The organism is Stygiolobus caldivivus, from assembly GCF_019704315.1.
Classification (GTDB): Archaea; Thermoproteota; Thermoprotei_A; order Sulfolobales; family Sulfolobaceae; genus Stygiolobus; species Stygiolobus caldivivus.
In genome coordinates, this window is record NZ_AP024597.1 from 2,392,501 (window position 1) to 2,406,674 (window position 14,174).

At 42.4% G+C, this 14,174-nt stretch carries 11 protein-coding genes and 1 rRNA gene (1 of these 12 running past the window's edge); 4 read left to right on the forward strand and 8 right to left on the reverse strand.

What is annotated here, in order from left to right:
• Positions 1-388, reverse strand: a 16S ribosomal RNA gene (locus tag KN1_RS11885); it reaches 1,105 nt to the left of the window's first position.
• Positions 389-1,865: 1,477 nt separating this feature from the next.
• Between KN1_RS11885 and KN1_RS11890 the strand changes: the two genes are divergently transcribed.
• The 3 genes from KN1_RS11890 to KN1_RS11900 are packed head-to-tail and all read left to right on the forward strand — an operon-like array spanning position 1,866 to position 5,780.
• On the forward strand, positions 1,866-3,368 hold the full coding sequence (locus KN1_RS11890; protein WP_221287866.1) for a hypothetical protein: 1,503 nt from the start codon (positions 1,866-1,868) through the stop codon (positions 3,366-3,368).
• On the forward strand, positions 3,365-4,468 hold the full coding sequence (locus tag KN1_RS11895; protein WP_221287867.1) for a hypothetical protein: 1,104 nt from the start codon (positions 3,365-3,367) through the stop codon (positions 4,466-4,468). Before KN1_RS11890 ends, KN1_RS11895 begins: the two co-directional genes overlap by 4 nt.
• Positions 4,452-5,780, forward strand: coding sequence for a hypothetical protein (locus KN1_RS11900; protein WP_221287868.1), 1,329 nt, complete (start codon positions 4,452-4,454; stop codon positions 5,778-5,780). The genes KN1_RS11895 and KN1_RS11900 overlap by 17 nt, the downstream gene beginning before the upstream one ends.
• Positions 5,781-6,567: 787 nt before the next feature.
• Here KN1_RS11900 and KN1_RS11905 read toward each other — a convergent pair.
• From KN1_RS11905 to KN1_RS11915, 3 genes are all read right to left on the reverse strand, one after another.
• The gene (locus KN1_RS11905) at positions 6,568-7,452 is read right to left on the reverse strand and encodes a hypothetical protein (RefSeq protein WP_221287869.1); all 885 of its coding nucleotides are present in this window, start codon (positions 7,450-7,452) and stop codon (positions 6,568-6,570) included.
• Positions 7,445-8,149: a hypothetical protein gene (locus KN1_RS11910; protein WP_221287870.1), complete on the reverse strand. Its 705-nt coding sequence runs from the start codon at positions 8,147-8,149 to the stop codon at positions 7,445-7,447. Before KN1_RS11910 ends, KN1_RS11905 begins: the two co-directional genes overlap by 8 nt.
• 637 nt (positions 8,150-8,786) lie before the next feature.
• Positions 8,787-9,164, reverse strand: a complete 378-nt coding sequence (locus tag KN1_RS11915) for a HEPN domain-containing protein (protein ID WP_221287871.1) — start codon at positions 9,162-9,164, stop codon at positions 8,787-8,789.
• Positions 9,165-9,198: 34 nt separating this feature from the next.
• Between KN1_RS11915 and KN1_RS11920 the strand changes: the two genes are divergently transcribed.
• Positions 9,199-9,498, forward strand: coding sequence for a nucleotidyltransferase domain-containing protein (locus KN1_RS11920; protein ID WP_221287872.1), 300 nt, complete (start codon positions 9,199-9,201; stop codon positions 9,496-9,498).
• Positions 9,499-10,261: 763 nt separating this feature from the next.
• On the opposite strand, the gene KN1_RS11925 is transcribed toward KN1_RS11920, so the two are convergent.
• The 4 genes from KN1_RS11925 to gatA all read right to left on the reverse strand — a co-directional run bounded on the left by KN1_RS11925 (position 10,262) and on the right by gatA (position 14,174).
• Positions 10,262-10,639, reverse strand: coding sequence for an STK_08120 family protein (locus tag KN1_RS11925; RefSeq protein ID WP_221287873.1), 378 nt, complete (start codon positions 10,637-10,639; stop codon positions 10,262-10,264).
• 374 nt (positions 10,640-11,013) lie between these two features.
• The gene (locus KN1_RS11930; protein ID WP_338057089.1) at positions 11,014-11,610 is read right to left on the reverse strand and encodes a DUF120 domain-containing protein; all 597 of its coding nucleotides are present in this window, start codon (positions 11,608-11,610) and stop codon (positions 11,014-11,016) included.
• 60 nt (positions 11,611-11,670) lie between these two features.
• A complete protein-coding gene (gene twy1 / locus KN1_RS11940; RefSeq protein WP_221287874.1) occupies positions 11,671-12,753 on the reverse strand; it encodes a 4-demethylwyosine synthase TYW1 in 1,083 nt (360 codons plus the stop codon).
• 32 nt (positions 12,754-12,785) lie between these two features.
• Positions 12,786-14,174 (reverse strand): Asp-tRNA(Asn)/Glu-tRNA(Gln) amidotransferase subunit GatA, encoded by a 1,389-nt coding sequence (gene gatA / locus KN1_RS11945; protein ID WP_221287875.1) that lies wholly within the window; start codon positions 14,172-14,174, stop codon positions 12,786-12,788.

The following is a 14,174-nucleotide window of genomic DNA, read 5'->3' on the forward strand; positions in this document are numbered from 1 at the left end:
GCTTTCGCGCATTGGGGACGTTTCGCGCCTGGTGCGCCCCGTAGGGCCTGGGCCCTTGTCTCAGTGCCCAACTGGGGGCTCCCGCTCCCACGGCCCCTACCCGTTATAGGTTTGGCGGGCCTTTACCCCGCCAACAGCCTGATGGGCCGCGGCCCCATCCTCGGGCGGTTATGAGCGGGAACAGCCCATAACCGTTTAGGGGAAGAACCGTTCCAGGACTCTTCCCCTATCGGGGATTATCCCCAGTTTCCCGGGGTTATCCCCGTCCCGAGGGTAGGTTAGCCACGTGTTACTCAGCCGTCCGCCACACCCCCTTCCCGGAGGTGTAAGACTCCCATGGCTTAGCCCTACCCCGATAGCGGTCGGGTCCGGCAGGATCAACCGGAATCGGGGCGGGAGGGCTTTTCACCACCCTCTGGCTCTCCTCTGTCAGAGGCAAGGTGACCGGAGTTATCCCCATGAGGGGTTCTGACTCCGGCTTTCTTGCCCCTCCATTTGTAATTGTGAGTCTCCCCGGCGGGAGTTGTGCTCCCGCGGGGTCATCCGCGAAATATACATTATATGAAAACTGTATTTAAAGCTTACTTAGCGGTAAAACATAGTATAGCCGTAATTTGACGTCGGTGAGATTTATTAGGGGTGGGTGGTAGAAGTAAATTTTCTCACTTTTTGTGTCTGGTGTATTTACTTTAGCAAGTAAATTAGGTGGACTGACCGCGTTATTTGAGGCTTGGGGTTTGGAGGAACTGTGGAGACAGACTAGTAGTATTGACGTGTAAATTGAGAATAACTCCCGGTATTTTAGAGCCGTGTGAGGCCTTAATTTGTGTTATCTAAGTAAACTGCAGGGGTAGGTATTATGTGTAGTTTGGAGTGCGTTTATTAAACGGGGGAATACTAGCGGTGTCACAGATCAACTTACCCGTCCCCGGCCTTTGCAGTGGCCCGCTGTGAGGAAACATGGTTTACACGGTAGGTACATAGTACAGCACCCCTTTTACGAGGGGCTTAACACGATAGTCTGTTGTACATGGGGTTTATGGCTACTTTCTCGCTGGTCGACGTAATAAGATGGTATTGTTGTTGGGTAATTCTTTTTTCCTTGTCGAGCCCTTTCAACTCTTCGCCATTAAAATTATTGTACTTAGTAGGGAGGAGGCATTAAGGACTAATTATAGTAGTTATCCTACTTTTACCTTGTAATACGAAATACTCTGTGTTAATGGTTAGGTCTGGTGTTAGTTGGAAAAAATGTGAAGGCTGAAAGGGGCTGAGGACTGCAAAGGGCGAGCTAAGCAAGGGGGAACTCTTCAGCCTGAAGGGCGTAGAGGGGATCTCCGGTTCGTTGAAAACCGTTTAGGAGACACACGGACCATGATGAAAACCTTTAAGACGTGTTAAAGTAGGATAACTGCTAATATAAGGGAGGTCTTACTAGTAGTAATAACTACGACGGCTGTTCCCTTAAGGTAGACGTGTTTGGGACGCTTTGTCGTGTGTTAAGGGGGAATAGTCTTCTTTTCAATATATTTCAATTACTCAGTGTCCTTGAGTTAGCTTGTCCCTTAGGCTTTGGCTGGGTTTAGACTGCAAGAATGTTTTTTGTTATGTAGTATTGTTATACCCGGTCGGTTAATAAAGGGCGACGGTGACGTGAGTGTAGGGCCAAAATTCGCCGAGCAAGGGGATTTGCATTGTCCTTTAACCCCTGTATGAGTAAGGGAGGAGTTTTCGGGAGGAGTTTATGAGCCAATTTCAATTCATTTAAAATTTCTCTTGTTCTTTTTTACGTATATAATCTGTAATTTTAGATCTTTTGAACTGTTACGAAAAGGTTTATTTTCTGTTTTTTAGTCGATTGGCATGTGTCTGAAACTGCAATAGCAATAGGAGGAGAGGGAATGACAATATCATTAATAAGCGAACTTGCTGAACTTCAGCTGCTAATTGAAAAAGAGCAGATTCAGTGCGTAATTAATACGTTGAAAACATGGTATAAGGAAAAGGAACTAACACCCGATGCGACACCTACTGTTCCTAATGAGACTATTAGGCCGGCGATTTCTGCAGCCTACGGCGTTTTTGACAAGGACGTTAGTTTGCCGGACATTTTCGGCCACGGGATAATAACTACTGTTAAGGGTAAAGACGGTGATCATTTAGCATATATTGGTAGGGTTAACCCTAATTGGGCCGAAATAGTGGTAGCACAGGGTGGTTTTTGGAGGACGAGGTATTTAGGGGTACGTTTCGCTAATTATTTGAAAGAGGATATGAAAAAGGCTGTAAACGCGTTATCCTCATATACTTATAACATGGGTTTGACTGCGGAGATAAATGATGTAGAGATAGCAGTAGTGGACTTGGGTAGTGTAAAGGACGTTTTCCCTCAAGGTTGGGTTAATCCGGCAAATATGAGCACTTGTACTCAGTCGCCAAACGTCTTAGGGTCAATAGAGGACTTCATAATGAACTTCCTCAATGAGTACTTGGTAAATTATAGGTTTACACTAATACCGTTATACACTGGAAAACTGTTAAAGGGTTTTAGGTCTATTAATATTTCCAGCTGGGGATATGATAAGAAGCATTCGTTTTACAGTATTCCTCCAAAAGAAGTATTAGGTCCCAAGTTAGCCGGTATTAGTGAAAACCCGCCTACCTTGTACGGCACTTTCACCATAAAAGCGGTAAAGATAATTAAGTATTCACCCATAGTAGCCCCGGCAAACTTTATCGCAGATTCTATAGAGGAGTATTATCATGTACCTTATTCCGACCTTGATATTCTTAAAGCGGGTATCGGTGCGCCTATGCAGAGTAGCCTTTGGTGCGGGACTAATGGCTGTTCAAACTACGGGAATTTTGCACTTAGTGTGGGTATTTTGAGTATGGGGTTGGGTAAGATAGGGCCCTTGAACTTGGGGAAGCAGTACAATTATATCGGTATCCCTATACCTGACTTTTCTAACATGACCTTTGACGAAATTCAGTCCTACTTTAAGGAGGTACTTAACGCGGAAAGGATCATAAAGTTAGCCTTTGTCTTTGGTACTATTCTAACTTCAATTTATGAGGACTACAAGAAGAAGTACGGTGATTTGTTTGCGGAGTTCGTTTACCAATGGTTACCAGTGACGGATAACGAGAGCGAGGCTAAACAAGACGCTGAAGGACTTGTAAATATAGCCCAAAAAATATACGATAGGGCTAGGGAGGAGATAAACGCCACGAGGTCTTATAGGGCTTTAAGCTACGTTGAGGAATGCCTATTAACCGTTGCAAACCCTTATGGTGAACTAGATGAACAAGTTAAGAATGTAGTAAATTGTGCGTTTAATGAAGCCTTTGGTGGTGAAGAAGAGTGAAGGGCTTGCTTGCAGGGAATGTTTTTATAGTCCTACCGGACGATTTGGAAACTGAGAACGGGGAAGTTAAGTGCGTTATTAATACTTTAAAAGAATGGTCTGGAAAAAGGTACATTAATATGGTCGCTAACCATTATACTGTTCAAAACATGACTATAAGGCCCGCAGTTATATCCCCCTTCTCCCTTTTAAATAAGGGAGTGAGTAAGGGTGACCTTTTCGGTCACGGTGTGTTGATAAGGACTAAGGATGGGCATTTAGTCTTTATCGGCAGGGTTGACCCTAACTGGACTGGAGTTGTTGTAGCTAGGGGCGAGTTTTGGAAGGCTAAGTACCTAGGTGTAATGGACTTCAAACCTTTTGGTGTGATAGACTTCGGTAATATAGTGAAGGATTGGGTTAACCCGGCCAGTTCTAAGGTAGTTTCGTATGTACAAATCCCTTTATATACTGGTAATTTATTGTTGAGTAAGCTTAAGAAGATACCTACGAAGCCTATAGTTGTTGCCTCACACCTCACTTTTCGCACATCTGATCCGCCCTTTATGTACGGCTCAATTATAAAAGACGGACTAGTCATTAACACGGATTTCATTATAGAAGATATGGAACATTTCCCCGCAAACTGTCCACCTCTCGATATACTCAAGGTAGGGATCGGTGCACCTATTCAAGGCGGGTGTGGGTACGGTAACGCTGGCTTAATCGTCGATATTGTAGATAACCACTATGTCGGCGTCCCTACACCAGACCTTTCGAGCATGACTACTGGTGAAATCGCGGAGTATTTTAAGGACGTGTTGGGGGTCGACTTTAGTCCCATCTTTGAATTCGGTGATGTCCTTACCGAGGTTTATGAGAAGTATAGTAAGTACGGTTTCGGGGACTTTGTTTACAGGTGGTTGCCTATTGGTAAGAAGGGGGAGGCTGAGAGGATTTTTAACATAGGTAAGAAGATTTATGAGAGGGCTAAGGAAATGGCGAACAACGAGTACCTGGACAAGTGCTTTTTGGAGTACGCTGATCCCTACTCAAATATAGATAAAGAGGCGAGGATTGTATATTGCTGTACTAGGTGGGGTTATGGAAGTTTGGTATGAAGGAGGGGTATTGAAGGTAATTGGCAATAAAGACCCTTGTATTTCAAGTTTTATAGACAAGTGGAGGAAGGAGGGGTTATTGGAGTGGTATTCTACGAGATTTACGGTGGCTAATGTCACTTTGAGGCCCGCTATAGCCTTTCCCTTTGCGGTCCTTGAGAGGAGTGATGACTTCGGTCACGGTATTCTCGTCAAGACTAAGGATTCTAACTTGTTATATATAGGGAGGGTTAGCCCTAACTGGTTAGGGGTTTATGTTGCACAGGCTGGGTTTGTGAGGGGGAGGTTTGTAGGTAGGGCGTTTAAGAATGACGAGCTGGGCATTATTAACATGGGTATTGTGGGGGATTGGGTCAATCCTTTGATCGGGAGAAGGGTTAATGTTTTACGCGTCCCACTTTACACAGAAAACGTATCGAGGCATATTAAATCACGTAAATGGAATTATGTTAACGGTTATTATGAGGGTAGGTCTGTTAGAGTTACAATTACAAGAATTAGTAGGGAGTTACCTAGGGTTTATACTGACGTTAAGCCTGTAATTGGTGCAGTTATCCAGTCCGGTGATTGTACAAGTTATGGTGATGTGGGGATAGTCGCTGGGTCTGATGGAAAATGGGTTCCTATAGCTGACTTCGGTAAGATGACTGTTGATGACGTTGTGGAGTATTTGAGGGGGTATGTGGATCTTGAGGTGGTCGATTCAACTATACCGGGGGTTGAGAAGCATGAGGATGTAGTTGTTGAATTTGTTTACGAGTGGTATCCTATTAAGGGGGTTGGTGAGTTGGTTTCTTTTGCTGAAAGGGTTTTGGGGAGAGTTAGGGAGGAGATAAGTAAGCAGGGGTTTGAAGACTCTTTAAGGTATGTGGATGAGTGTTTCTTGTCAATTGCTAACCCAAATGAAGACTTTTACAAGAATGTTGTCGACGTGGCTGAATGTGCTGTTAATAAGAATCACGGCTCTTTTACTATGTCTTTTACTTTTGGTAGCTTGATCTCGGTGATTTATGAGGAGGTTAAGGATATGTATGGTAAGGATATAGCTAAGTTTGTGTATACTTGGTCTCCTATAACTGGCGATGACATCGAGGCTTGGAAGAATGCCGAGGAGTTGGTTAATATTGGTAAGGAGGTTTATGAGAAGGCTAAGGAGGAGTTAGTTAAGTGTGGAGATGTTGAGGCTTTAGAGTGTCTTGGTTATTGTTTGGTGAATTGCAGTCCTTATCTTGAAGGGGAGATAGATGAGAAGGCTAAGAATGTAGCTTGCTGTGCTGTTTTGACGTCTTTTGAAGGGTGTGAGAAGGAGTGAAACGCGTGGTCGAAGAGGTGAAAGTGAATATTGCGGAAAGTTATGCTTTATCAGGAACCGAAGGGCAACGTCAATTCTCTTCCTTAACAATTTTTGGCCTTACACTGACCGCACTGTTACCCTTTATTAGCTGACCTGGTATAACATAAATTTCTTCATTAACAAAATTTTCATTATGAAAAATAAGTATCACAGGCTCAACTGTCATAGAATGCTTAATTAAGGTTACACCTAGGTTACACTGTGTATTGGGCTCTCTGTGTTGTTACAAAAACACACCGAAAAGCCCTCTTAGCCCATGTTATCAGGGCCTTTCACGATCTATTGTGGTTCCCATTTGCCTGACTATGGTAGGCTTATAACATTAAACATACACTTAACAATGTTAATACATAGCACGTGTAAAAGCGTAAAGTGAAGGGTTAATAACCTAGTTTATACAGGTTAGTCTTTCGTATACTGTATTATTTGTCCACAAATTATACTAATTCGACAGTATGGTATTTCAATTTATAACGGAGACGTGAGCGACCCGGTTATCATAAATTACGAAATTATTTGCGACCACATCTAATAAACTGGTTTTATATTACTTTATTTCTCGTAATTAAATGGATTTAACCCTGAATAAACGTGTTTTATGACTTTTTACTTTATTTAGTTATTTACATTTATTACGCATTAGATACTGTCTCGAGTATAGTGTTGAGAGGCGCAGTGGACCATAGACGCCGATATTAAATACAGGTGTCTTGTCCTTTAAAGTATGACGGGGTATGAGAAGGCATTAGTGCTTAGCAATTAACTCGTTAATGCCCTTGATCTCTAGCTTATTTTTTAATATTTCGTAAGCTTCCTCGGCGTGTGCTTTGAAGTTACCTCGCGGGTCTGCACTCCCTATTATAATATCGTTCAAATGTTCCAATACCGTATCATACATTCTTTGAAAATCACTGTCGTCCGTAACAAAGACGACCTCGTCATAGAGTCCTCCACGTAATGACAAGAAAAGGTATTGAAATATTATCTGGTCATTCCTACTTGGTGTCTTCTTATATTTTTGAAATTTTAACTTGCTTATATATTTATTAATACTTTCATAAATTAGTTGAATTTCCTTGATAATATCAATGTTTACAAGTATTTTAATATCATTAAATATTGTGCATTTTTCCCTGATTGTACTTTCTACGCTAGCTATATAGGCCGTTAAGTCTTCAGTTTTCCTTGTTAAAGCTATATGATTAGTAAGGGCTTCCAAATCGGAGTTTATTAACTTATCTTCCAAGTTTATAAAGAACGCCTTTGCAAGCATTTGTCTTATTCCTGCAGGAAGAATTTGTCCATTATATTTGCTTTTTCGTATCTGTTCATAGAGTTGGTCAAAGTCCTTCCTTATATCGTCGATGATTCGTGATTTCTCTTCAATGTCCAGTTTGTTCCAATTAGGCTTGGATAGTATTATTTTCTCATAAATTACATGTGAGGCCATATTATAGGCGTCGTTAATTATAGTCTCAAATTCAGATAAGTTTAAAGGGAGCACGACGCATTGCCCCTTACTTAACGAGTTGATAAAACCTTCGATAGCCGGGTTTTCATTCAAAATTTTCCTATATACCCATTTTACGAGAATATTAGTATCTAAGAAAAAAGCTTTATTTTTACTCATTTTTTACCACATGGAGCTTTGAAAAAAGGTAATACCCCCAGGAGTCTTTTGAGGGCATGGGTGTCTTATCAGCTACTAGTACATGCAGTAGTGCCCCGCTCAGCTCGGATATGTAGGGGAATACTTCTTTTTTCTTTATGTAAATTAGTATAGGCATCCCCAAAAACCCTACTAGGAAATTAGCCATGTTGAATGTGTATTTAAGCTGTGAGTCCTTCGTCTTTATGTTAGGGTTAGGTATGTTTATTTTACGCAGTTTTAGGTATGTCGATGTCACGAAACGTAAATATAATGAATAATAAGTGGTTATCAGGAAATTAGGGCTGTTTGAGTTTAATACCTCGTTATAAAACTTCTCTTCGTTTTCCTTTAACCCGTTAATGAGTTTCCTTAAGCCCTCCATTACCATTTCTCTGTATTCCCCTATAGTCGTGTTGTTTTCTAATAGCGAGTTGTATAGTTCAAAATCCTCCTTTATTTTTTCAGTCTCTTCTGACAATACCCTTAACTTATCCTCATCTTCGGGGTTTAGGGCTAACGTCAATAACCCTTCATAAACCTCGAACAAATTTTTCTCATACTTCTCAATCAAATAATCCTTCATCTTCTCTAAATATTGGACAGGGAAGTTCCTATTTTTCACTCCTTGTAAAGAGTTATAATATTCCTCAAAAGGGATTGAGAGTTCTTCTGACATGGTCATCGATCTATAATACATATTTATAAAGCACTCCACAAAAAACTTTTCTCTGACTACCCTATAGTTGACCCGGTTTTCCCCTTAACTCTTCCTTTAGACTCATGAGGACGTCCAATGTATAATTATACCTTGTTACGGACTAAAGGGCAAGGCCTTATCCTCCTGCCTAGCAAATTTTTACCCCCTACATCAACGACACAGCCCCCTTTTATTATACTCGGCCAATTTTATACTCGGCCAATTCATAAAGGACAATAACACCATTATACTTTGTAAGGTATCAAAGGGCTAAGGTTTTCTCTTTAATACACCGGTGGTTTTAAGTTACCATGCACTTTAAACTTCGACCGAGTATAATGTAATTTACTTTGTTAATAGAATTTTTATATAAAAGCAATTATTACAGACTTAACTGTCATAGTAATGCTTAATCGGGAGTATATCTAGGTTATACTACGTATTAAACTCTATACTTGAAAACCTTACTAGAAAAGCTCCCTTAGCTTAGGTTATTGGGGTCGCTCACGTATCCAAAGCCTTACTGGTCGACCGCGCCCCACAAGTCCCGAAAACGCTGGTATTAATAGGCACTGAAGGAATAGGGCGTAAAGTATAGGTGGTATATTCCCCTACCCTAGCCTAGTCCAAAATTTCTCTTCAACCACTCGACCACTTCCGTTGCAGATTTTAAACACTCTTCAGCTTTCCTCCTGTTATAATCAGCGAACTGCGAATAGCGGGACATTACGTAGTGGGGTGTTAAGAAATCGCAGTCGTGTAGTATGTTTTGGGGGACGTCTATGGATAGTTCGTCCCTGACCCTCTCCGCCAGTTCTCCTAGGTCATGGGTAAAAGGGAAAACCCCCTTGTGTTTGACTAAAATACCTTTTAATGCGAATTCGACACTCTGCTGGCTCCCGAAGCACACGAACCAGTAATACCCGTCTTCTAAGTGCTTTTTAGCTAAGTCGAGGAACTCTTTGCTCTTCTCGAACCAGAACTTCTCTACCATTATCTTTAAATCCAGTGTAGGTAATATAAACGCGATGGGCTTTGAGGACTTTGTTGATAAAGTGGTCAAGTATTATACCGGTAAGGTTACGGTGGTCCTTTTTGGGTCTAGGGCTAGGGGGGATCACTGGGAGTCTAGTGACTACGATATTATGGTCTTTCTCGAGAGAGTTGAAGACCCGGTCGGGGAAGCTACAAGGCTCTACTCCATGAAGAGGGGTTTTTCTGCAGATATCCTCGTCTTAAGTGCAGATAAGGTTAAGGAACCGGTGGTCGTTAAAATGCTTGAGCACAAAAAAGTCATTTATGATGGGCTAAACATATTTGACGACTAGCCCTAGCCGATAGGCTTAGGTGTCATAAAATTGTTTAAAAGGGATAGGCTACCCGGCTTTATAGGGTTTAACCGTTTATTACATGTCACAAGCTATAAAAGCCAAGGGATAAAATAAGGGCACTGTTAAGACACTTGATCTATAAGACCTACATTAGGGTTTATGCCTTGCCCTTTACAATATGAGGGAGTTATACCCACAGTTAATAAAGGACAATAGCGTTATTGGTGTAAGGCGTAAAAATTGGGGGAATACAAGGGCTCACCCTTTAGCGTCTAACTGAGTATTAAGGCTGACATCTAGGGGATACAGGTGTAGGGTATGTTAGGATCATGTGTAGTATGTATACTTTCAGAGTTTGGCTAAGTGTAGAGTCTTTTCGACAGCGAAATTAGTAGGTATAGAAGGTTTTATTTCAGTCCTCAAAAGGGGTAGGGCTCGGTCAAGTATACGGACGGGAAAGAGCGGACAGGTCGTTAACTCTAGAAGAGAAAGGGGTAAGCTGTATTGCGTCGTAAAGGAGTTATATCATGTGGCTATGTCCAATAGGGGTGAATTACCTTTTGCGTTTATTGGGACTGTAAACTGAAAACTGTCTTAAGACGCGTCGTATCATTTGATAAGCCGGTCATGGACCTCTAGTTGGAGTATGCGGTGTTAATTGGGAACATCACTAATGCCTTCTTTTTCGGTCGGGTATCAGCGTTAGGGTGTTTATTTTTAGACCTAGATTTTCTTTTTTATCCTCTCCAGTCTTTTTCCTTCAAAGTTTTTCGCGAAACTGTCTAATCCCCTCCTTAAAAATCGTAGAATTTACTAAGCTTAAAGGTAGGTCTGCTTCAAATTCTATTAAGACCTCACTGTCCTTAGCTGTGATTGCTAATTCGCCTAGCCTGGGTTTTTCAAAGCCCATAACTCCTATAACGTATTTTACCTTTCTTTCCGAAGCGGGCTTGTTTGCATACCATATTAAAGGGGGAGTAAGGACAAGCCCCCCGCGGATGGGGATCTCAGCTTTAATTTTGTCCTTGACCTCGACGTTAGGCGCGTTGGACATTTCCTTAAACGTGAAGATAGGGTCTTCAAATACCTTGAGTGCTATTTTCCCGTCTCGGGTCTTTGTGTGCTTCCCGTACTTCATTTTAATTTCACTTTTTTGTAATATTTTTTCCCGAATATATGCTATTTATTACTATTATGATGTATAGAGAGATCTTTAATACTTACTGAGATAAATACAATACAAATTACAATAAATTAACTGTTTTCCCCGTTCTTGTTACAAGAAGAAAACTATGTATCACATCGATATACTAATTTTAGCTGTAAATTGTCAGGAAGACAGTAATTTACGGTCATAGTGTTGTTATTAAGTTATAAACTGGACATGAAAAGAGCTTAACTTGGGGCTACCGGGACAAGGACTTAACATGTCTTAACTGGTACATCGAGACTTTATAGCTCAGTGGCGACACTATGTTCACGCTCACGGTGAAAGTAAAAAACCAATAGTTTTCACAAGAATACTTCTATTACTATCTCATCCCCGTCTTTAAGGTTTAATTTTTCTCTCAGGAAATAGGGTGAGATCACTTCAATTACGCTTTTAGGATGTGTAGTCCTAGTAGGGATGACTATAGCCGAAGGTGACAAGGAGTTCACCGAAGCGGGGAAAGCTTTGACACTGCCTAAAACGCGGTCGGGTTCTCTGTGTTCTGGAATTACTATCCCTTTATTCGCATCGAGGAGGAGCCTGTTCTCCATAGAGTTCCTGTCATATATTACTGCGTTGAGCGTCCCGGGGTATGGCTGAAAACCTAAGAACTTCTTGAACGCTTCACTATAATAGGGCAAGGAGAGGAAGAATTTCCCCTCGCCCAGACCTGAAGTGACTTTAGCCCTTATTTTTATGATCCTACTTATCTTTAGGATCTCTTCGAGGTTTTCTACGCACTCCCTAAAAGCCCTTTCTCCCTCTTCTGTTAGCCTTATGGTCTCCCCTTCTTTGGAGATCGCCCTAGTTATTATACCGTTGTCTTCTAGCTCCTTCAGTTTTCTTGATACTGTCTGCTGTGATATACCTAAGAGTTTAGCCATATCTTGCTGAGTGATAGTGTTATTAAGGGCCGCTTTTAAGATCCTTATTACTTCACATGATAGGTTAAGCTCTTTTCAACTCACACCCTCCGAACAATCTTGTTCGGCTTCCTTATATTCTCCACTTAAATCGTCTTCTACGTCTCTTGTAGACCAGTCCCACTTATCGGTCCACGCATTACCGATCTGTATCGGTCTGTCCAGTTTACTGAGGAGTACTATCCTACTGGGCACGTGTTCGGAGAGGATCTTGTAGCCCGTATAGTCGGAAAGGAGTTTCGCGAATTCTCTCACTTCACTGTGCCTCGGCATTGCGTCCTTGGTCAGCCTGTAAGTTGAAGGTCCTACATGCATGTAGGCTTTTACTTCAATATAAGTGGGCTGGGAAAGTTCCATGAGTTTTGCGAATTCCCTTGCGTCTTCTTCACTCATATTAAACCCTTTTATCATGGTCATCCTGATCACGGTGGGCGAACTGAAGCTGGGCAAAATCTTCAGCGTCTCCATTACTAAGTTCCAAGAGTTTGCCACTATAGGCCTGTTGATCACCTTATGTTTTCTCTCGTTAGGTGCTTGGAGGGAGACAAAGAGTTGGGTGGGTTCCTCCTCAAGCCCTGCAAGGATATCGGGCCTGACACCACTGGTAACTAGGAATGTAGTCATCCCCCTCTTGTGGTATTCGGCAATCAGTTCTCCGAGCCTGTTGTACAAAGTGGGCTCTCCGGTGAGGCTAATTGCGACGTGTTTAGGTGTTGTGGCCTCTTTGGCTTTTTCCTTAGGGACTCCTTCTCTCCCGAAATAGCCTGAGACGGCCCTCTTGTGTTCTTCTATGCTTTTTTCAGCTATGATGTCGGGGTCGTCTTCTATCGGGATCTTAGTCTCGTCCCAGTCTAGGCCTATGTCCTCAGGTTCAAGCCTCCAGCAGTGGACGCACCTGAACCAGCACCAGGCAGCTGAAGGGGACATTTGGACGCACCTGTGGCTTTCAATACCGTAGAATTTGCCCTTGTAACAATACCTCCCGCTGGTAAGTGCTTCGTGAGTCCAATGACATTTTTTGTATACTGAGTGACTGCCTACGATATGGTATTTCTCTTTTTCTAGTTCTTTCATTATCACGCTGAGCGTATCTATCCTAAAGGTAGATTTACTTTCCATTAGACTCATGTATGTGTGTGAGGTAAAAAACTTTAAAGGTTAGCTGTAAGGTCGCGGTAGCCTAGTACTTTCTCGGTCGCTTTAGATAAGGAAATGAGGTAGTAGTCCGATAGGTACCTACCCATCATCTGTATACCTACTGGCAAATTGTTATAGAAACCAGCAGGCTGTGAGAGTGCGGGTATCCCTGCCAAGTTTGCTAATACTGTATTAAGGTCTATCGCGTACATTTTCACCGGGTCGTCAATTACTTCACCTATTTTAGGCGGTAGTACGGGCATTGTAGGGGAGAGGATTACGTCATACTCTTTGAGGAGGTTGTCTATTTCGTCCTTTATGAGGCGTCTGACCTTTAGCGCCCTTATATAATACTGGTCGTAATAGCCTGCACTGAGTATAAAACTACCTAACAAGATCCTCCTTTTTACTTCCAGCCCGAACCCTTCTCCTCTGTTCTTGGCGAAAGTCTCTTTCCATGTCCCGTCGTAATATTTACTGTACCCGTACCTCACACCGTCAAACCTGGCTAAGTTGGAACTCGCCTCTGACATGGCTATTATGTAATAAGACGGGAGCGCGTAGTCCGCGTATTTCAACTCAACTTCCTCAATAGTCGCGCCTTCGCTTGAGAGCTTGTCTATGGCTTTTTTAAATACTGCTTGCACTTCTGGTTGGGAGGCTTCTAAGATGTTTTTTAGCAATGCGAACTTAGTTTTGCTGAGTTCTCCCTCAACCTTAGGGGGGTGCTGGGGTATTGTAGTTGCGTCCCTCCAGTCTTCTCCCGAAATTACAGAGTAGAGGAGTTCAAGGTCTTCAGCGTTTTTAGCCATAGGCCCTATCTGTTCCAGGCTGTTGGCATACGCTACTAGCCCGAACCTACTTACTGTACCGTAAGACGGTTTCAGCCCGAACACGGCGTTAAATGCGGCTGGTGCCCTTATTGAACCCCCGGTGTCACTACCTAAAGCTATGTCTACTATTCCACTAGCTAGGGAAGCCCCGCTACCGCCTGAAGAGCCCCCAGGGGTCCTTTCTAAGTCCCATGGGTTACGGGTGGGACCGAAATAGCTGGTCTCAGTGGTGGAACCCATTGCGAATTCGTCCATGTTCGTCTTACCGAGGATAACGGCTCCTTCTTCCTTTAATTTTTGGATTACGGTAGCGTCAAAGGGTGGGACGTAATCTTCTAACATCTTTGAGGCGCAAGTTGTCCTAAGCCCTTTAGTCGATATGTTGTCCTTTACAGCGATGAGTACTCCTCTCAGTTTTCCCTTTCTGGTTAGTGACTCTTTCACTTCCTTGAGGACTTCTTCCTTTGGTCTTAGGGTTATAAATGCCCTTACTTTATTCTCCACTTTTCCTATTCTTTCATACACTTTTTCGACGTATTCTTCTGCGTTTTTCTCTTCTGGGGCTATCAT